16 protein-coding genes are annotated in these 18856 nt (G+C 71.2%); 4 read left to right on the top strand and 12 right to left on the bottom strand.

Going from position 1 to position 18856, the window contains the following annotated elements; translation table 11 throughout:
- Positions 1–210: 210 nt before the first annotated feature.
- The 3 genes from K7G59_RS24525 to bldG form a co-directional block, all read right to left on the bottom strand.
- Positions 211–2619 (bottom strand): sodium-translocating pyrophosphatase, encoded by a 2409-nt coding sequence (locus K7G59_RS24525; RefSeq protein WP_225837724.1) that lies wholly within the window; start codon positions 2617–2619, stop codon positions 211–213.
- Positions 2620–2916: 297 nt separating this feature from the next.
- Complete coding sequence (locus K7G59_RS24530; protein WP_225837725.1) at positions 2917–3345, bottom strand: ATP-binding protein; 429 nt, start codon at positions 3343–3345, stop codon at positions 2917–2919.
- Positions 3346–3506: 161 nt separating this feature from the next.
- Positions 3507–3848: an anti-sigma factor antagonist BldG gene (gene bldG, locus K7G59_RS24535; protein WP_010986038.1), complete on the bottom strand. Its 342-nt coding sequence runs from the start codon at positions 3846–3848 to the stop codon at positions 3507–3509.
- An 82-nt stretch (positions 3849–3930) separates the two neighbouring features.
- Here bldG and K7G59_RS24540 point away from each other — a divergent pair, with 82 nt between their 5' ends.
- The gene (locus K7G59_RS24540; protein WP_225837726.1) at positions 3931–6447 is read left to right on the top strand and encodes a DEAD/DEAH box helicase; all 2517 of its coding nucleotides are present in this window, start codon (positions 3931–3933) and stop codon (positions 6445–6447) included.
- Here the strand turns inward: K7G59_RS24540 and K7G59_RS24545 are convergent.
- The 7 genes from K7G59_RS24545 to ssd form a co-directional block, all read right to left on the bottom strand.
- Entirely contained in the window at positions 6350–6871 is a 522-nt protein-coding gene (locus K7G59_RS24545; protein ID WP_225837728.1) for an Rv3654c family TadE-like protein, read from the bottom strand. The genes K7G59_RS24540 and K7G59_RS24545 overlap by 98 nt on opposite strands.
- Positions 6868–7224 (bottom strand): TadE family type IV pilus minor pilin, encoded by a 357-nt coding sequence (locus tag K7G59_RS24550; RefSeq protein ID WP_225837730.1) that lies wholly within the window; start codon positions 7222–7224, stop codon positions 6868–6870. The genes K7G59_RS24545 and K7G59_RS24550 overlap by 4 nt, the downstream gene beginning before the upstream one ends.
- Before the next feature lie 22 nt (positions 7225–7246).
- On the bottom strand, positions 7247–7483 hold the full coding sequence (locus tag K7G59_RS24555) for a DUF4244 domain-containing protein (protein WP_225837732.1): 237 nt from the start codon (positions 7481–7483) through the stop codon (positions 7247–7249).
- A gap of 157 nt (positions 7484–7640) precedes the next feature.
- Positions 7641–8423 (bottom strand): type II secretion system F family protein, encoded by a 783-nt coding sequence (locus K7G59_RS24560; RefSeq protein WP_225837735.1) that lies wholly within the window; start codon positions 8421–8423, stop codon positions 7641–7643.
- The gene (locus K7G59_RS24565) at positions 8420–9268 is read right to left on the bottom strand and encodes a type II secretion system F family protein (protein ID WP_225837796.1); all 849 of its coding nucleotides are present in this window, start codon (positions 9266–9268) and stop codon (positions 8420–8422) included. The genes K7G59_RS24560 and K7G59_RS24565 overlap by 4 nt, the downstream gene beginning before the upstream one ends.
- A 22-nt stretch (positions 9269–9290) precedes the next feature.
- Positions 9291–10514 (bottom strand): TadA family conjugal transfer-associated ATPase, encoded by a 1224-nt coding sequence (locus tag K7G59_RS24570; protein ID WP_225837736.1) that lies wholly within the window; start codon positions 10512–10514, stop codon positions 9291–9293.
- Positions 10511–11617: a septum site-determining protein Ssd gene (gene ssd, locus K7G59_RS24575; protein WP_225837737.1), complete on the bottom strand. Its 1107-nt coding sequence runs from the start codon at positions 11615–11617 to the stop codon at positions 10511–10513. The genes K7G59_RS24570 and ssd overlap by 4 nt, the downstream gene beginning before the upstream one ends.
- 568 nt (positions 11618–12185) lie before the next feature.
- Here ssd and K7G59_RS24580 point away from each other — a divergent pair.
- On the top strand, positions 12186–13031 hold the full coding sequence (locus K7G59_RS24580) for an HAD family phosphatase (RefSeq protein WP_225837738.1): 846 nt from the start codon (positions 12186–12188) through the stop codon (positions 13029–13031).
- 339 nt (positions 13032–13370) lie between these two features.
- On the opposite strand, the gene K7G59_RS24585 is transcribed toward K7G59_RS24580, so the two are convergent.
- Positions 13371–14195, bottom strand: a complete 825-nt coding sequence (locus K7G59_RS24585) for a Fic family protein (RefSeq protein WP_225837739.1) — start codon at positions 14193–14195, stop codon at positions 13371–13373.
- Positions 14196–14295: 100 nt separating this feature from the next.
- Here K7G59_RS24585 and K7G59_RS24590 point away from each other — a divergent pair, with 100 nt between their 5' ends.
- Entirely contained in the window at positions 14296–15288 is a 993-nt protein-coding gene (locus tag K7G59_RS24590; RefSeq protein ID WP_225837740.1) for an ATP-binding protein, read from the top strand.
- Positions 15289–15338: 50 nt separating this feature from the next.
- Here the strand turns inward: K7G59_RS24590 and K7G59_RS24595 are convergent, their stop codons facing one another.
- Positions 15339–16601: a hypothetical protein gene (locus K7G59_RS24595; RefSeq protein ID WP_225837741.1), complete on the bottom strand. Its 1263-nt coding sequence runs from the start codon at positions 16599–16601 to the stop codon at positions 15339–15341.
- A 279-nt stretch (positions 16602–16880) separates the two neighbouring features.
- Between K7G59_RS24595 and acs the strand changes: the two genes are divergently transcribed.
- Positions 16881–18836 (top strand): acetate--CoA ligase, encoded by a 1956-nt coding sequence (gene acs, locus K7G59_RS24600; protein WP_225837742.1) that lies wholly within the window; start codon positions 16881–16883, stop codon positions 18834–18836.
- Positions 18837–18856: the final 20 nt, after the last annotated feature.

The following is an 18856-nucleotide window of genomic DNA, read 5'->3' on the forward strand; positions in this document are numbered from 1 at the left end:
GGAGCCTTTTGTGACTCTTTGCACCAAGAGAGAGAAGGCTCACGACGTGGGCGAGACCACGGCAGACCACGCACGAGACCAGGCACGAGACCACGCACGGACCGGCGCACGGACGGACGTGGACCCACATGGACCACACGCGAAGGCGGGCGGGCGGCACGTCAGCACGCGCCACCCGCCCGCCCGTTGCGCAGGGCCTCTCGGGGCGACCTATGAAACCACCGCGGGATCGGTCGAGTTGCTGACCCGCTCGGCGCTCCCCTCTTCGTCGCCCACGGCGATGCCGCGCCGCTTGGAGACGTAGACCGCGCCGGCGATCACCAGGAGCGCGAGGGCCGCGATCAGGATCCGCACGCCGATGTTCTTGTCCTCGCCGTAGGAGAACTTGATCACCGCGGGCGCGATGAGCAGCGAGACCAGGTTCATGACCTTCAGCAGCGGATTGATCGCGGGTCCGGCGGTGTCCTTGAAGGGGTCACCGACCGTGTCGCCGATCACCGTGGCCGCATGGGCCTCGCTGCCCTTGCCGCCGTGGTGGCCGTCCTCCACCAGCTTCTTGGCGTTGTCCCAGGCGCCGCCGGAGTTGGCGAGGAACACGGCCATGAGCGTGCCCGCGCCGATGGCGCCGGCGAGGTAGGAACCGAGCGCGCCGACGCCGAGCGTGAACCCGACGAAGATCGGCGCCATGACGGCGAGCAGTCCCGGTGTGGCAAGCTCCCGCAGGGCATCCCTGGTGCAGATGTCGACGACCTTGCCGTACTCGGGCTTTTCCGTGTAGTCCATGATCCCGGGCTTCTCACGGAACTGCCGCCGCACCTCGAAGACCACCGAACCCGCCGACCGCGACACGGCGTTGATGGCGAGTCCGGAGAAGAGGAAGACGACTGCGGCGCCCGCGATGAGGCCGACCAGGTTGTTGGGCTGCGAGATGTCCAGCGACAGGGTCAGGGGTGAGCCCGGCCCGCTGAGCTTCGCGCCCACGTCGTGCACGTTGGTGGTGATCGCGTCCCGGTACGACCCGAAGAGCGCGGACGCCGCGAGGACGGCGGTGGCGATCGCGATGCCCTTGGTGATGGCCTTGGTGGTGTTGCCGACCGCGTCCAGGTTGGTGAGCACCTGGGCGCCCGCGCCTTCCACGTCGCCGGACATCTCGGCGATGCCCTGCGCGTTGTCGGAGACGGGACCGAAGGTGTCCATGGCAACGATCACGCCGACCGTGGTGAGCAGGCCGGTGCCGGCCAGGGCGACCGCGAACAGCGCCAGCATGATCGACGTACCGCCGAGCAGGAACGCGCCGTACACGCCCAGCCCGATGAGCAGGGCGGTGTAGACGGCCGACTCCAGGCCCACCGAGATGCCCGCGAGGACGACGGTGGCGGGGCCGGTGAGGGAGGTCTTGCCGATGTCCCGCACCGGGCGGCGGTTGGTCTCGGTGAAGTAGCCGGTCAGCTGCTGGATGACGGCGGCGAGCAGGATGCCGATGGCGACCGCGACCAGGGCGAGGAGCCGCGGGTCGCCGTCCTTGCCCCGGATCGCCGCGTCGGTGACGCCGTGGAGGTCGGAGTACTTCGCGGGCAGGTAGACGAAGACCGCGACCGCGACCAGCGCCAGGGAGATCACCGCGGAGATGAAGAAGCCGCGGTTGATCGCGGTCATACCGCTGCGGTCGTTGCGGCGCGGGGCGACCGCGAAGATGCCGATCATCGCGGTGAGCACGCCGATCGCGGGCACCAGCAGGGGGAAGGCCAGTCCTGAGTCGCCGAACGCGGCCTTGCCGAGGATCAGCGCGGCCACCAGGGTGACGGCGTACGACTCGAACAGGTCGGCCGCCATGCCCGCGCAGTCGCCGACGTTGTCGCCCACGTTGTCGGCGATGGTCGCAGCATTGCGCGGGTCGTCCTCCGGAATGCCCTGCTCGACCTTGCCGACCAGGTCGGCGCCGACGTCGGCGGCCTTGGTGAAGATGCCGCCGCCCACACGCATGAACATGGCGATCAGGGCGGCGCCGAGGCCGAAGCCCTCCAGCACCTTCGGAGCGTCGGCCGCGTACACCAGCACCACACACGAGGCGCCCAGCAGGCCGAGCCCCACCGTGAACATGCCGACGACGCCGCCCGTGCGAAATGCGATCTTCATCGCGGTGTGCGAGACAGTGGTGAGATCCTTTTTCGGTTCGCCTTCGGCCGGGGTGGCTTCCCGCGCCGCGGCGGCGACTCGCACATTGCTGCGCACGGCGAGCCACATGCCGATATAACCGGTGGCCGCCGAGAACGCCGCACCGATCAGGAAGAACACCGACCGTCCGGCTCTCTGATTCCAGTCGTCCGCGGGCAGCAGCATGAGCAGGAAGAACACCACGACGGCGAATACACCGAGGGTGCGCAACTGCCGCGCGAGATACGCCTTGGCGCCTTCCTGGACCGCCTCGGCGATCCGTTTCATGCTGTCGGTGCCCTCGCCCGCCGCCAGCACCTGGCGTACCAGGATGCCCGCGACCACGAGCGCGGCCAGGGCAACGGCGGCGATCACCGCCACGAGGATCCGGTTGTCGTGGGTCAGGACCGCGGCTGCGAGGGGTGTGGGGTGACCCAACTGATGAGGGGTAGAAAGCCCCGCCATTCGTCCTCCTTGACGCTTGGGCTGAGCTCAAGATGTGGACGGATTGTAGGTACCCCGGAGTGATCTAAAAAGGGCACGGTAAACGAAATTGGCTACGACCTGCCCTTCAGCAAACCCGAACGAGGTAACGCCTCAAAAGCATTGACGGCCGCATTGACGCTTGATCAAATTATCGGGCTATTGATCGTGAATTTCTTCACTAATTCCATGGCGATCCGAAACGGCGATGGGAAACGGCGACCGGAAACGCCACAGGGGCCCTGCTCAGCAGGGCCCCTGTGGTGTCGCGGGTACAGCTCAGACGAGTGCGGCGGGCGGCGGTGCGGTCGGCCAGGTCATGCGGATCAGCCCGCCGTTCTCCCCGGTGGTGACCTTCACGTCGTCGACGAGGCCGCTGATGACCGCGAGGCCCATCTCGTCCTCCTCGGCCTCCGCCTCGCCCTCCTGGGCGGCTGTGCCCTCACCGCGGACCGCGTGCGGGGCCTCGTCGCCGACCTCGATGGAGAACTGCTTCTCCTCCTCGATCAGCGCCACCTTCACGGGCGAGGTGATGCCGCTGCTCTGGTGCAGTCCGACGGCACGGGAGCAGGCCTCGCCCACGGCGAGCCGGACCTCGTCCAGGACGGCCTCGTCCACCCCGGCCCTGCGCGCCACCGCCGCTGCCACCAGTCGGGCGGTACGGACGTGCTCGGGCAGCGCGCTGAAGCGGAGTTCGACGGTGGCCATGCATCCCCCTCGCGACTACGGGCGTGCGGTCGGGGGCCGGGCCGCCGAAAGCCCGAGCCCCCTGATGAACTTCTGCGCTCCGGCCGAACGGGCCCGGGCGGGGTTGGGCCGACCGACGTACGGGCCGGTCGGCGACCCGGTGTCGGTGTGTGCGGCCCGGGTCAGTCGGTGGCCGCCACCGCTTCCTCGACCGAGGTGTGGATCGGGAACACCTTGGTGAGGCCGGTGATACGGAAGATCTTGAGAATGCGCTCCTGGTTGCAGACCAGGCGCAGCGAGCCCTCATGGGCGCGCACTCGCTTCAGGCCGCCGACGAGCACGCCGAGTCCGGTGGAGTCGAGGAAGTCCACGCCCTCCATGTCGACGACGAGGTGGAAATTCCCGTCGTTCACCAGCTCGACCAGCTGTTCACGCAGCTTGGGCGCGGTATATACGTCGATTTCGCCACCGACCTCGACGACCGTACGATCGCCGACGGTACGGGTCGACAGGGACAGGTCCACGGATCCTCCAGCACCTTGCTATCGAGCGGTCGCCCCTCGGGACACCTGGGCTTGCGGCCCCCGGGACGCATCGCCAGCCGCGATGGCATTCAATCACTTACTGGCAGGCGTGCACGACGCCTTGGCCCCATTGTCCGTCACGCCAGTGACACACTCGGTCCCGATGGCCGAGAATCACCGATCCGATCGACCCCTGGCGGACCCGGCGTCCCGCCCGTCTCCGGGCGTGGTCCTGGGCCGGCTCGCCTCCGGGCCGAGCCGGGCTGCACGCATCACTCATACGGAGCACTTGCCCCCGCGCGCGGGCCGCCATGCCATCTGGCCCGACCGGATCAGGGCCGAGGTGATCGCAGCCGTCCGGGCGTGCGGCATCGAGCACCCGTGGGCACACCAGGCGCAGGTCGCCGAGCACGCCCTGGACGGGGAGTCGGTGGTCGTCGCCACCGGCACCGCCTCCGGCAAGTCCCTCGCCTACCTCGTGCCCGTCCTGTCCGCTCTCCTGGACGGCTCCGAGGCCCCGAACGGCCGCGGCGCCACCGCCCTCTACCTGGCCCCCACCAAGGCACTCGCGGCGGACCAGTGCCGTTCGGTGAAGGAACTGTCACGACCGCTGGGCACCGCCGTACGCCCGGCCGTGTACGACGGCGACACTCCGTTCGAGGAACGCGAGTGGATCCGCCAGTACGCCAACTACGTCCTCACCAACCCCGACATGCTCCACCGGGGTGTACTGCCCTCCCATCCGCGCTGGTCCTCCTTCCTGAAGTCCCTGAAGTACGTCGTCATCGACGAGTGCCACACCTACCGGGGTGTCTTCGGCTCGCACGTCGCCCAGGTGCTGCGCCGGCTGCGCCGCCTGTGCGCGCGCTACGGCGCCTCGCCCGTCTTCCTGCTGGCCTCCGCGACCGCCGCCGAGCCCGCTGCCGCCGGCCGCCGGCTGACCGGCCTGCCGGTGGTCGAGGTCGCCGACGACGCCTCCCCGCGTGGAGAGCTCGTCTTCGCCCTGTGGGAGCCCCCGCTCACCGAGCTGCACGGTGAGAAGGGCGCCCCCGTTCGGCGTACCGCCACCGCCGAGACCGCCGACCTGCTGACCGACCTCACCGTGCAGGGCGTGCGCTCGGTCGCCTTCGTACGCTCCCGGCGCGGCGCCGAGCTGATCTCGGTGATCGCCCAGGAGAAACTGGCCGAGGTCGACCGCTCCCTGGCCCGGCGTGTCGCGGCCTACCGTGGCGGCTACCTCCCCGAGGAGCGCCGTGCCCTGGAACGCGCCCTGCACTCCGGTGAACTCCTCGGCCTCGCCGCCACGACGGCCCTGGAGCTGGGCGTGGACGTCTCCGGCCTGGACGCGGTGGTGATCGCCGGATACCCGGGCACGCGCGCCTCTCTGTGGCAGCAGGCGGGCCGCGCGGGCCGCTCCGGGCAGGGCGCCCTGGCGGTCCTCGTCGCCCGCGACGATCCCCTGGACACCTTCCTCGTCCACCACCCCGAGGCCCTGTTCGACCGGCCGGTCGAATCCACCGTTCTCGACCCCGACAACCCCTACGTCCTCGCCCCGCACCTGTGCGCCGCCGCCGCGGAGATGCCGCTGACCGAGGAGGACCTGGACCTCTTCGGCCCCGCCTGCGCGGAGCTGCTGCCGCAGCTGGAGGCCGCGAAGCTGCTGCGCCGCCGGACGAAGGCCTGGCACTGGACCCGCCGGGAACGAGCCGCCGACCTGACCGACATCCGCGGCACCGGCGGGCGCCCGGTCCAGGTCGTGGAGTCCGGCACGGGACGCCTGCTGGGCACGGTCGACGCCGCCGCCGCGCACTCCACGGTCCACGAGGGCGCGGTGCACCTGCACCAGGGCCGCACCTATCTGGTCCGCTCCTTCGACCTGGAGGACTCCGTGGCCCTGGTCGAGCAGGCCGACCCCCCGTACTCGACGGTCGCCCGCGACACCACGTCGATCGCCGTCCTGGAGACGGACACCGAGATCCCGTGGGGCGCCGGCCGCCTGTGCTACGGCTCCGTCGAAGTCACCAACCAGGTCGTCTCCTTCCTCCGCAGGCGTCTGATCACCGGGGAGGTGCTGGGCGAGACGAAACTCGACCTCCCTCCTCGTACGCTGCGCACACGCGCGGTGTGGTGGACGGTCACCGAGGACCAGCTGGACGAGGCCCGGATCGGCCCGGAGATCCTCGGCGGCTCCCTGCACGCCGCCGAGCACGCCTCCATCGGCATGCTGCCCCTGTTCGCGACCTGCGACCGGTGGGACATCGGCGGGGTCTCGGTCCCGCTGCACCCCGACACCCTCCTGCCGACGGTGTTCGTCTACGACGGCCACCCGGGCGGCGCGGGCTTCGCCGAGCGCGCCTTCCGTACCGCCCGGGCCTGGCTCACCGCCACCCGTGAGGCCATCGCCTCCTGCGAGTGCGAGGCAGGCTGCCCGTCCTGCATCCAGTCCCCCAAGTGCGGCAACGGCAACGAACCGCTGCACAAGAGGGGCGCGGTACGCCTCCTCACGGTCCTGCTGCGAGGGGCAACGGACCACCCGGACCCGCTGGAGCAGCCGGAGCATTCGGATCAGCAGCCGGGAGAGGATTCGTCGAGAGGTTAGGCCGAACGGATGAGGAGCCGCGGTCCGGGTCCACCGGAACCACCAGACCCGCGGGACCCACAGGATCCGCAGGACCCGCTCTCGCCCTGACCTCCGCCGCGAAGGGTCCCCGGCCCGAGGCCGCGGTCACGTCCGAGGTGTCGCCCACGATCGCGCACCGCACCAGCCGTACGCCCTGGGCCGCCGCCACCCGCCCCGCACGGGCGCAGGCCTCCGTGCCGCCCTCGGCCCAGTGGTCCGCCGCTGCGAGCGCCGCCAGATCCGCACCGCCGGCTGCCCTGTGCCGGACGACCACGGCCTGCCCGAGGCCGAGCACGGCGCCGAACACCCCGCACAGCAGCGCGATCGCCCCGAGGCTCCAGACGGTCGCTGAGCCCCGGTCGGAGCCACCCGGACGGGCCCCGCTTCCGCATCCGCGCCTCACCGCCCCGCCCCTTCGGTCCCGACGGCGTCCATCGCCTCCACGGTGTCCTCGGCCAACGCCACGGCCTCCTCTCGTACCTCGAACGGCAGTCCACTCAGCACCGGCGGCTTCGCCACCACCGTCACCCGGACCCTGTCGCCCTCGCGCCCGACCGTCACCCGCGCCCCACGCGGCGCCGCGTCCCGGGTCACCTTCACCACCGCCTCGGCCGGGTCCTGGCGGGCCGCGGACCGGGCGCCCGTGCGGGCGGCGTCCACGCACTGGATCTGCGCTGCCACCAGGAGCAGCCCCCAGACCAGCGTCATGGTGAACGCCACCAGCACGGACAGCACCACGGCGGCCTCCGCGGTCACGAACCCTTGGTCCCCCGCCCGCTCACATCCGCGCACTGAGGGCTCGTTTCACGATGGACTGCAGCTCCGCCTTGACCTGGCCGCTGGTGACGACCTCGTAGAGCAGCAGCGCGAACCCGACCGCCGCGATGATCCCCATCGCATATTCGGACGTCACCATCCCCGCGTCCCGTCCCGCACCCCGGCGGCACAGCCCCCGCAGCCACGCCACGGCTGTCCCGACCGTCCTGCTGACCGTCCTGCCGGCCTTCTTGCTCATCTCAACCCCCGTGAGGTCCGGTTCCGTCGCTCGGCTCTGCGTTCGACCCTGTTGTTCGGCTTTGTCGTTCGGCTAGTTGCTCGGCTTCGCCATTCGCCCTTCGTCGTTCGGCTCTGCTGTTCTTCGCGATCACCTGTGCGCGCCGCCACCACCCGCATCACCTTCCTCCCACCACGCCACCCGCGAGCCCGATCACGACGGGCAGCACGCCGATCGCGACGAAGGCGGGCAGGAAGCACAGCCCGACCGGCGCGGAGACCAGCACGGCCGCCCGGCGCGCCCGGGCCGTGGCGGTGCGGGCCCACTCCGCACGTGCGTCCGAGGCGAGACGGGCGGCCGGTCCGGCCGCGGGCAGCCCGGACTCGTCGGCCCGTCGCAGCAGCCGCGCCAGCGCCGCGGCACCCGGCAGCGCGGCCAGCCGCCGCCAGGCATCCGCCGGTTCGCCGCCGAGCCGCACCTCCGCCGCACCCCGTGCCAGCTCCAGGCCGACGGGCCCGCCGAGGGCCTCCCCCACCGCCTGGGCGGCGATCACCGGGCCGGCACCGGCCTCGATGCAGGCCGCCAGCAGGTCGGCCGCCAGCGGGAGTTGCCGGGCGGCGCGCGCGGTGTCGGCCTCCGTCACGCGGTTTTCCTCCGGCCGGCACCGGCGCCATCGCCACAGCGCCGCGCCCGCGCCCAGACCGAGCAGCGCCCCGGCGAACCCGCCGACCAGCGCCCAGACCCCGCAGACCGCCCCGGCCAGGGGCAGCCATCGCCGTAGCGTGCCGACGATTTCGTGGCGCCGCCTGGGTGTCACCGCCGGTTCGCGGGGCAGCAGCTCGGCCACCCGGCGCCGCGCCCGGCGTCGGCGCCGCGCCAGGTCCAGCCGGTGCACCGACCAGCCCAGGGCGGTCACCACGGCCACCGCCGTCCCCAGCCTGTGGACGAACTCCCCGCTCACACCGCCTCCGCTCCCCGTACGATCCGGGCCGCCCACCACACCCCTGCCGCCTCGAACACCGCCCCGGCCGCCAGGCAGCCCAGCCCGGCCCCGGTGTGCAGCAGGACCCGCAGCGGGTGGGCACCCATGGCCGCGCCGAGCAGCAGCCCGAGGGAGGGCAGCGCTGCGAGCAGCAGCGCGGTGACCCTGGCGCCCGCCAACTGAGCACGCAGGTCGGCCCTCTGGTCCCGCTCGGCGCGCAGTGCCCCGTCCAGCCGGTCCAGGCCGGCCGCGAGACCGGCGCCCTGGTCCACAGCAACCCGCCAGCACGCGGCGAGCCCCAGCAGACCCTCGGCGCCCGGTTGCCGGGCCGCCGCGGCGAGCGTGCCCGCCACGTCCCCACCGAACCTGGCGGCGGCGGCCACGGCGGGCTGCGCGTCCCCCAGCCCGCCGGAGTCCCCCGCGGCCCGCAGCAGCGCCTCGCCGGGCTGCCGCCCGGCACGCACCTCCCCGGCGAGGGCACCGCACAGGGCGATCACCGCGTCCACCCGCCGCTCCCGCTCGCGCCTGGCCTGCCGGGCCAGCCGTACCCGCCGCAGCATCAGCACTCCTGCGGCCCCCACGAAGACCGGGAGCACCGAGGCGCCCAGCAGTGCGAGCAGCAGCCCGACGGCGAGCGACCACCACTCGGCGCCCAACCCGTCGGACCGCCGACGGAGTTCGCCGAGCGCCCACTCCCATGACGGCGGCCCGGTGGCCACCACTCCGCCGCCCGCCAGCAGCAGCCGCGCCCGCCGCACCCCGGAGTGGCGCCCGCCGAGCACCCACATGGCGACACCGAGGCACAGCGCAGCCGCCACCCACATCTCACCGATCCCTCTGGTCACTTCACTCTCGCTCCCAGTCGCTGGAATCACTCGATCCGCTGAGCAGCTGCCGCAGCCGCTCCCAACCGCGCTCCGGGGCGAAGGCCCGTTCGCCCCAGCGCAGGGCGGGAACCGTCCGCACCAGTCCTGCGGCCTCGCGCTCCAGGACGTGCACTTCGGCGATCCGGCGCCGTCCGGACCGGTCCCGTACGAGGTGGAGCACCACGGCGACCGCCGCCGCCAACTGGCTGTGCAGCGCCGCCCGGTCGAGCCCGGCCGCCGTGCCGAGCGCCTCCAGGCGGGCGGGTACGTCCGCGGCGGCGTTGGCGTGGACGGTGCCGCACCCGCCCTCGTGGCCGGTGTTGAGCGCGGCCAGCAGATGCACCACCTCGGGACCGCGCACCTCGCCGACGACCAGCCTGTCGGGCCGCATCCGCAGCGCCTGCCGGACGAGGTCCTCCAGGGTGACCAGGCCGGCGCCCTCCTGGTTGGCGGGCCGGGTCTCCAGCCGTACGACGTGCGGGTGGTCCGGTCTCAACTCGGCCGAGTCCTCGGCGAGCACGATCCGCTCGCCCGGTCCGACCAGGCCGAGCAGGGCACTCAGCAGGGTCGTCTTGCCGCTTCCGGTGCCGCCGCTGACGAGGAAGGACAGCCGGGCCGCCAGCAGCGCCCGCAGGATCCGGTCACCGCCGGGCGGCACGGTGCCGGCCGTGACGAGTTCGTCGAGGGTGAACGCCCGGGGCCGTACGACCCGCAGGGACAGGCAGGTGCAGCCGACGGCCACCGGGGGCAGCACCGCGTGCAGCCGGGTCCCGTCGGGCAGCCGGGCGTCCGCCCAGGGCCGTGCGTCGTCCAGACGGCGTCCGGCCACGGAGGCCAGGCGTTGCGCCAGGCGTCGGACGGCGGTCGCGTCGGGGAAGGTGACCGGCGTCAGTTCGAGGCCGCCGCCCCGGTCCACCCAGATCCGGTCCGGGGCGGACACCAGGACGTCTGTGACGTCGTCGGCGGCGAGCAGCGGTTCCAGCGGGCCGGTGCCGACGAGTTCGGACCTCAGCTGTTCGGCTGCGCCGAGCACCTCGGCGTCGCCCAGCACGCGGCCCTGTTCGCGCAGTGCCTGGGCCACGCGTGCGGGGGTGGGTTCGGCGCCGCTCTCGGCCAGCCGGCGCCGGACGCCGTCGAGCAGGGCGGCGCCGTCGGCCCGCTCGAGTGCGGGACGCAGTCCGGGAAGCAGTCCGGGAGACGTCATCCGGTGGCTCCCGTCTCGACCAGGGTCCGCTCCCAGAAGTTCGCGCAGAAGCGGGCGAGGGGGCCGCGTCCGGCCGCGGCGGGTGGTTTCGCCCCGCCCCGCGGACGCAGCAGCGCCGGTTCGACGGGGACCTCGCCGGCCAGGGGCAGGCCGAGCAGCCGGGCCACCTCCCGGTCGTCGAGGCCGGGCGCGTACGGGCCGCGCACCGCCACCCGCAGGTCGCGCACGACCATGCCGACGGCGGAGGCGACGCGTCCTGCAGCGGCGACCGCCCGCAGTTCGCCGGGGACGACGAGCAGCGCCAGGTCGAGCTGGGCGAGGGCTTCGGCAACCCCGTCGTCCAGGCGGCGGGGCAGGTCGACCACGACGGTGCCGCCGCGCCGCCGGGCGGCGGCGAGCACCGCGCGGACGGCCTGGTGGGGGACGGCGACGCAGTCGCCGCGGTCCCAGCTGAGCACCCGCAGCGCGTGCAGCTCGGGCAGCGACTCCTCCAGGGCGCCGCCCCCGACCCGGCCGCGCGAGGCGGCGAAGGCGGGCCAGCGCAGCCCCTCCGTGTTCTCACCGCCGAGGAGTACGTCGAGTCCGCCGCCGAGCGGATCGGCGTCCACGAGCAGGGTGCGCAGTCCCTCGCGCGCGGAGGTGACGGCGAGTGCGCAGGCAAGGGTGGACGCACCGGCCCCGCCCCGGCCACCGATCACGCCGACGGTGAGGGCCGGGCGGCCGACACCCTCGGCGACGTCGGCGATCCGGTCGACCAGCCACTGCTCGCCGTCGGGCAGCATCAGGACGTGGTCGGCGCCGATCTGGACGGCCCGTTTCCACACCTCGGAGTCGTCCTGGTCGCGGCCGACCAGCACCACTGCGTGTCGGCGGGCGGCACCGCGCAGCCGGCCGGCGGCGTCGTCGCCGACCAGGACGAGCGGGGCCGTTTCCCAGCCGCCGCCGCGTTCCGGAACGCCGTGGTGGACCTCGGGTGTGGCTCCGGCCGCCGCGCACAGACGCAGCAGGTCGTCCAGCAGTTCCGCGTCCTCGGTGACGATGAGCGGCCGGCCCGGTCGGCCCGCGCCGGTGGGCGGCGGGTCGTGGGTGACGGTTCCGGTCATGTGTGCTCCCCCTTCGCTGCGTGTTCCGCGCGGACCGCTGCGGTCCCGCGATTCCCGAACGTGTGGAGAACCGGCATACGGCCTCCATATGAGCGGCCCTCAGAAACCGGACATACGCCTTCCGGCAATGCGAACCGGCCATGAACTCGCCGGCCCGGACCGCGCTGGAATCACGATGGAGCGAACCTCGAAATCATGTGGATCTTGGTGGAAATCTGTGGACAACTCAGCGGCTGTGAATATCGATGTCACCCATACCGGTGACCCCTGCGCTGATCCCCGTACGACTTCCGCAGAGCAGCTCCATGATTACCCTGAGTAACAGATCATGCGCATGACGAAAAGCGGCCGAAGCCGCTCGCCGCAGTCCCGTGACGGACGCAAGGAAAGGGAAAACCCACCCGGACATGCGACGACCCCCGCCGGGGGGGAGAGCGGGGGTCGTCCCCACGGCCGACTCGGGGGGGGAGGAGTCGGACCGGGTTAGCACGGTCGCGAACGATCCGTGACTTCCATGGTGTACCCGAGAGCCCTCTCAGGCAAACCCACGCGCCCCACCTTACGCCGAATGGTGGGCGCATATGCTCAGGTCGTGGAAAACCACTCCTTGCCCCGCGCAGCCGCCTTCTTTGACCTGGACAAGACGGTCATTGCGAAGTCGAGCACGCTCACCTTCAGCAAGTCCTTCTACCAAGGCGGACTGATCAACCGCAGGGCCGCACTGCGCACCGCATACGCCCAGTTCGTGTTCCTGGTCGGCGGTCTCGACCACGATCAGATGGAGCGCATGCGCGAGTACCTGTCGACGTTGTGCCGCGGCTGGAACGTCCAGCAGGTCCGGGAGATCGTCGCCGAGACACTGCACGACCTGATCGACCCGATCATCTACGACGAGGCCGCCTCCCTCGTAGAGGAGCACCACGCGGCCGGACGCGACGTCGTGATCGTGTCCACCTCGGGCGCGGAGGTGGTCGAGCCGATCGGCGAACTGCTGGGCGCGGACCGGGTGGTGGCCACCCGCATGGTCGTCGGCCCCGACGGCTGCTTCACCGGAGAGGTGGAGTACTACGCCTACGGCCCGACCAAAGCCGAAGCGGTCCGGGAACTGGCCGCCTCCGAGGGCTACGACCTGGCCCGCTGCTACGCCTACAGCGACTCGGCGACCGACCTGCCGATGCTCCAGGCGGTCGGGCACCCGCACGCCGTGAACCCGGACCGCGCGCTGCGCCGGGAGGCGCTCGCGCGCGACTGGCCGGTTCTGGAGTTCCGCCGGCCGGTGCGGCTCAAGCAGCGGCTGCCCGCCCTGTCCGTGCCGCCGCGTCCAGCCCTGGTCGCGGCGGCGGCGATAGGCGCAGCCGCCGCGACGGCCGGCTTCGTGTGGTATTCCAACCGGCGACGCGGAACCATATCCTGATCGATGTGCCCTATTCACCCCTGTTTGCACCTGATGGCAAAGAAGTGCACACAGGGGTACCGCTTGATCCCGTTCTGCAGTACAAAGGAGTCAGCGGCCCGCGAGACCAAAGGACATCCGAGAGGATGACCTGTCTGTACGCACCTGGCCCCACGGACCCCGCATGACCATCCGGCACCCACGCGACGTCGACCCGTCGATTACGGGCCAGCCGCACCAGGTGACGGGCAAAGCACCCCGACCTGATGGGCGAAATATCGAGGACGCTTGGTAACCGGGTGAGCATGCCAGCGGCGGTACGAGCACTCGTACCGCCGCAACCCGTTCAGGGAGCTTCGCTCAGGCCGCGCCGCGCTGCAGCGCCTCGCACACCGCCGTCGACTCGCGCACGCCCAGCTCGACAGCCTTGCCGCAGTGGGCGATCCAGGCCGCCATGCCTTCACGGGTCCCGGAGACGTACCCCTCCAGTGCGGCCAGGTAGGAAGCGCCTCCCAGTTCGGCGTAGCCCACCTCGGCCGGGCAGACGGACTTGGGGTCCAGGCCACTGCCGACGAGAACGATCCGCTCGGCCGCGCGCGCGACCAGACCGTTGTGCGAGACGAAGGGGCGCAGCGCCAGCAGCTCGCCGTGCACCACGGCGGCCGTCACCAGCGCGGGCGCGGAGGTTCCCGCGATGATCAGGTCTGCCAGCCCCTCCAGTCGGCCGGACACCTCCTGGACCTCCGGCAGTGGCAGCTCGATCAGCGGCTCGTCCACGGCCTCGCCCGCCTGACGCGGCCTGCCGACCTCGTCACCCGGCTCCGCGGCGGCCACCACGTGCAGCCGGGCCAGCACCCTGAGAGGCGACTGCCGCCAGATGGACAGCAGCTGGCCCGCCTCCGCGGTCAACCGCAGGGCCGCACCCACGACGCGGGCCTCAGGGTCGGCGCTGAAGTCCGTGCGCCGACGCACCTCCTCCAGCGCCCAGTCGGCGCCGGACAGCGCCGCGGAGCCGCGGGCGCCGCGCAGCGCCGCCTCGGAGGTGATCTCGTTGCTGCGGCGCCGCATGACCCGGTGCCCGTAGACCCGGTCCACGGCCTTGCGCACGGACTCCACGGACTCGGCCACACCGGGCAGGGAGCCCAGGGCCGCGAGCGGATCGGCGGTCGCGCCTGTCGTACTCATGAGTACGACAGTAGCCACCTCACTGCCTCACCCCACGAAGGAGTGGTCTTCTTCACTCCACCTGACACTCCCAGCGATCACCTGACTACTCTTGGTGAACATGAAAATTGCTTTCGTCGGGAAGGGCGGCAGCGGCAAGACCACGCTCTCCTCCCTCTTCATCCGCCACCTCGCGGCTGTCGGCGCCCCGGTGGTCGCCATCGACGCCGACATCAACCAGCACCTCGGCCCCGCGCTCGGCCTCGACGAAGCCGAGGCCGCCGCGCTGCCGGCCATGGGCGAGCGGCTGCCGCTGATCAAGGACCACCTGCGTGGCGGCAATCCGCGCATCGCCTCCGCCGCGACGATGATCAAGACGACTCCGCCCGGCGCGGGCTCGCGGCTGGTGCGGGTCCGGGAGCCGAACCCGATCTACGACGCCTGCGCGCGTCCAGTGGAACTCGACGGGGGTGCCGTCCGTTTGATGGTCACAGGGCCCTTCACGGACGCCGACCTGGGGGTCGCCTGCTACCACTCGAAGACAGGAGCGGTGGAGCTGTTCCTGAACCACCTCGTCGACGGCCCCGACGAGTACGTCGTGGTCGACATGACGGCCGGTTCGGACTCCTTCGCCTCCGGCATGTTCACTCGCTTCGACATGACGTTCCTCGTCGCCGAGCCGACCCGGAAGGGGGTCTCCGTCTACCGCCAGTACAAGGAGTACGCACGCGACTTCGGCATCACGCTGAAGGTCGTCGGCAACAAGGTCCAGGCGCAGGACGACATCGACTTCCTCCGCGCGGAGGTCGGGGACGACCTGCTCGTGACGGTCGGGCACTCGGAGTGGGTGCGCGCCATGGAGAAGGGACGCCCGCCCCGGTTCGACCTCCTGGAAGCGACCAACTCCCGCGCCCTGCAGATCCTTCGGGACGCCGTCGACACGACGTACGAGCTGCGCGACTGGGAGCGCTACACCCGGCAGATGGTGCACTTCCACCTGAAGAACGCCGAGGCGTGGGGCAACGAGCGCACCGGGGTCGACCTGGCGGCGCAGGTCGACCCCGGGTTCGTGCTCGGCGAGGCCATCGACGCGGGCGTGACGGCTCCCGCGTGACAGACCTTCTGACGACTCCCGTGTGACAGCTCCCGCCTGACCGTTACGGCCTACTGCGCGACCGCCGGCGCCCCGGGCACGCCCTTCGGTGCCGGGGCCGGGCCGCCGGAGAGGAAGGACGCCCAGCCCTGCCTGGGCGCCTCGCCCACCTGCAGGGTGCGCATCTTCTGCAGGACCTGCGGGTCCTGGGCGTCCAGCCAGTCGGCGAGCTGATGGAAGGAGACGCACCGCACGTCCGGCTTGTTGCACACCTCCTTCACCACGTCCTCGACGGCACGCATGTAGGTGCCGCCGTTCCAGGACTCGAAGTGGTTACCGATGATCAGGGGTGCGCGATTGCCGTCGTAGGCCCGGTAGAAGCCCTTGAGCAGGCCGTCGCGCATCTGCTCACCCCAGTAGTCGAACTTGTCGGGATCGCCCTGGGTCTTGGTGCCGGACTGGTTGACCATGAAGTTGTAGTCCATGGTCAGCTGCTCGTAGGTGTGGCCGGGGAAGGGCACCAGCTGCATCGACAGGTCCCACAGGCCCTCCTTCTTCTTGGGCCAGACCTGGTTGTTGACACCGCTGGAGTCATAGCGGAAGCCGAGCTGCCGGGCCGCCTCCATAAAGTTCTTCTGGCCTTCCAGACAGGGGGTGCGGGCGCCGATCAGCTCCTTGTCGTAGTCGAAAGGCAGCGGCGGGGCCTGCTTCATGCCGGTGTTGGTCCTCCAGGACTTCACGAACTGCTTGGCCTGGGCGATCTCGCTCTTCCACTCGTCCACCGACCAGGTGCCGACCCCGCCGGCGGGGCCGCAGAAGTGACCGTTGAAGTGGGTGCCGATCTCATTGCCCTCCAGCCAGGCCAGCCTCACCTGCTTGAGGGTGTTCCTGATGCCCTCCTCGTCGTTGAAGCCGATGTCGGAGCGGCCGGGCGAGTGCTGGGGCGGCCTGTACAGGTCGCGTTTCTCCTCCGGCAGCATGTACACACCGCTGAGGAAGTACGTCATGGTCGCGTGGTTCTCCTTGGAGACCTTGCGGAAGTGCGAGAACAGCTTCTGGCTGTCCTCGCCCGCCCCGTCCCACGAGAACACCACGAACTGCGGGGGTTTCTGACCGGGTCTCATCCGCTCGGGCCGGGGCAGGTGCGGTTGCGCCCCGGTGTACGAGGTGGACCCGTCACCGATCAGACGGACGACGCTCCTGGGCGCCGGCGCCCCCTTCTGCGGACCGGGCGTCCGTTCCTCGGAGCCGCCGCCGCTCGCGCAACCCGCGAGCGACGCGGCACAAGCCGCGGCGACCATGGCACCGACGGCGATCCTCTGGGTGGCGGCCATGTTCCGCCCACCTACTTCCTTCTCTCGGACCAACGCTGACGAGGGCCGTTTTCTGGCGGTATGCCGGGTCTGCGCCGACAGTGCCGCCAAGGTCGCACGGGACCGAGGAGGAATTAGTACGACAAGCCGATGAAATGCTCACTTCACCCATCTGTGCGTACGAGCCGCACACTGAACACAGGTCTACACCAATTTTGCCGTCCACCCTTGTCACCGGGCCCCCGCGTCTGATGAGCTGTGGCCTGGGACACAACAGACACCCTTCGAGAGGGAGATGTCGTGAGCAACGAGAGCCTGGCCAACCTGCTCAGGGAAGAACGCAGGTTCGCGCCGCCCGCCGACCTGGCCGCACACGCCAACGTCACGGCGGAGGCGTATGAACAGGCCAAGGCTGACAGGCTCGGCTTCTGGGCCGAGCAGGCCCGCCGGCTGACCTGGGCCAAGGAGCCGACCGAGACGCTGGACTGGTCGAACCCGCCGTTCGCGAAGTGGTTCAAGGACGGCGAGCTGAACGTCGCGTACAACTGCGTGGACCGGCACGTGGAGGCCGGGCACGGGGACCGCGTCGCCATCCACTTCGAGGGCGAGCCCGGTGACAGCCGCGCCATCACCTACGCGGAGCTGAAGGACGAGGTCTCCAGGGCCGCCAACGCCCTGCTGGAGCTGGGAGTCCGCAAGGGCGACCGGGTCGCCGTCTACATGCCGATGATCCCGGAGGCCGCGATCGCCATGCTGGCCTCGGCCCGCATCGGCGCCGCGCACTCGGTCGTCTTCGGCGGCTTCTCCGCGGACGCGCTCGCCACCCGCATCCGGGACGCGGACGCCAAGGTCGTCATCACCGCCGACGGCGGCTACCGGCGCGGCAAGCCGTCCGCGCTGAAGCCCGCCGTGGACGAGGCGATCGAGAAGGTCGACAACGTCGAGCACGTGCTCGTGGTGCGCCGTACCGGACAGGACGTGGCCTGGCACGACGGCCGGGACGTGTGGTGGCACGACCTGGTGGGGCGCCAGTCGGCCGAGCACACCCCCGAGGCGTTCGAGGCGGAGCACCCGCTGTTCATCCTCTACACCTCCGGCACCACGGGTAAGCCGAAGGGCATCCTGCACACCTCGGGCGGCTACCTCACGCAGACGGCGTACACGCACTGGGCGGTGTTCGACCTCAAGCCGGAGACGGACGTGTTCTGGTGCACGGCCGACATCGGCTGGGTCACCGGGCACTCCTACATCGTGTACGGACCGCTGGCCAACGGCGCGACGCAGGTGATGTACGAGGGCACGCCGGACACCCCGCACCAGGGCCGGTTCTGGGAGATCGTGCAGAAGTACAAGGTCACGATCCTCTACACCGCGCCGACCGCGATCCGGACGTTCATGAAGTGGGGCGACGACATCCCCGCGAAGTTCGACCTGAGCAGTCTGCGCATCCTGGGTTCCGTCGGCGAGCCCATCAACCCCGAGGCGTGGGTCTGGTACCGCAAGCACATCGGCGCGGACCGGACGCCGGTCGTGGACACCTGGTGGCAGACCGAGACCGGCGCGATGATGATCTCACCGCTGCCCGGTGTCACCGAGGCCAAGCCCGGCTCGGCGCAGCGCCCGCTGCCCGGCATCAGCGCGACCGTCGTGGACGACGAGGCGAACGAGGTGTCCAACGGCGGCGGCGGCTACCTGGTGCTGACGGAGCCGTGGCCGTCGATGCTGCGCACCATCTGGGGCGACGACCAGCGGTTCATCGACACCTACTGGTCGCGCTTCGAGGGCAAGTACTTCGCCGGCGACGGCGCGAAGAAGGACGACGACGGGGACATCTGGCTGCTGGGCCGGGTGGACGACGTCATGCTCGTCTCCGGGCACAACATCTCCACCACCGAGGTGGAGTCGGCGCTCGTCTCGCACCCGTCGGTCGCCGAGGCGGCCGTCGTGGGCGCCACCGACGAGACCACCGGTCAGGCGATCGTCGCCTTCGTCATCCTGCGCGGCACGGCGTCCGAGGACGACACGCTGATCGGCGAGCTGCGCGACCACGTCGGCGCCACGCTCGGCCCGATCGCCAAGCCCAAGCGGATCATGCCGGTGGCGGAGCTGCCGAAGACCCGCTCCGGGAAGATCATGCGCCGGCTGCTGCGTGACGTGGCCGAGAACCGGCAGCTCGGTGACGTCACCACACTGACCGACTCCACGGTCATGGACCTCATCCAGGCCAAGCTGCCGGCCGCGCCCAGCGAGGACTAGGACACCTGGCACCAAGACGC

The organism is Streptomyces sp. NK08204 (assembly GCF_020400585.1).
GTDB lineage: Bacteria > Actinomycetota > Actinomycetes > Streptomycetales > Streptomycetaceae > Streptomyces.

Excerpts from the sequence above, each read along its gene's own strand:
- K7G59_RS24525 (WP_225837724.1), bottom strand. The coding sequence starts at position 2,619 with ATGGCGGGGCTTTCTACCCCTCATCAGTTGGGTCACCCCACACCCCTC.
- K7G59_RS24530 (WP_225837725.1), bottom strand. The coding sequence starts at position 3,345 with ATGGCCACCGTCGAACTCCGCTTCAGCGCGCTGCCCGAGCACGTCCGT.
- K7G59_RS24540 (WP_225837726.1), top strand. The coding sequence starts at position 3,931 with ATGGCATTCAATCACTTACTGGCAGGCGTGCACGACGCCTTGGCCCCA.
- K7G59_RS24555 (WP_225837732.1), bottom strand. The coding sequence starts at position 7,483 with ATGAGCAAGAAGGCCGGCAGGACGGTCAGCAGGACGGTCGGGACAGCC.
- K7G59_RS24565 (WP_225837796.1), bottom strand. The coding sequence starts at position 9,268 with ATGTGGGTGGCGGCTGCGCTGTGCCTCGGTGTCGCCATGTGGGTGCTC.
- K7G59_RS24570 (WP_225837736.1), bottom strand. The coding sequence starts at position 10,514 with ATGACGTCTCCCGGACTGCTTCCCGGACTGCGTCCCGCACTCGAGCGG.
- ssd (WP_225837737.1), bottom strand. The coding sequence starts at position 11,617 with ATGACCGGAACCGTCACCCACGACCCGCCGCCCACCGGCGCGGGCCGA.
- K7G59_RS24580 (WP_225837738.1), top strand. The coding sequence starts at position 12,186 with ATGGTGGGCGCATATGCTCAGGTCGTGGAAAACCACTCCTTGCCCCGC.
- K7G59_RS24585 (WP_225837739.1), bottom strand. The coding sequence starts at position 14,195 with ATGAGTACGACAGGCGCGACCGCCGATCCGCTCGCGGCCCTGGGCTCC.
- K7G59_RS24590 (WP_225837740.1), top strand. The coding sequence starts at position 14,296 with ATGAAAATTGCTTTCGTCGGGAAGGGCGGCAGCGGCAAGACCACGCTC.
- K7G59_RS24595 (WP_225837741.1), bottom strand. The coding sequence starts at position 16,601 with ATGGCCGCCACCCAGAGGATCGCCGTCGGTGCCATGGTCGCCGCGGCT.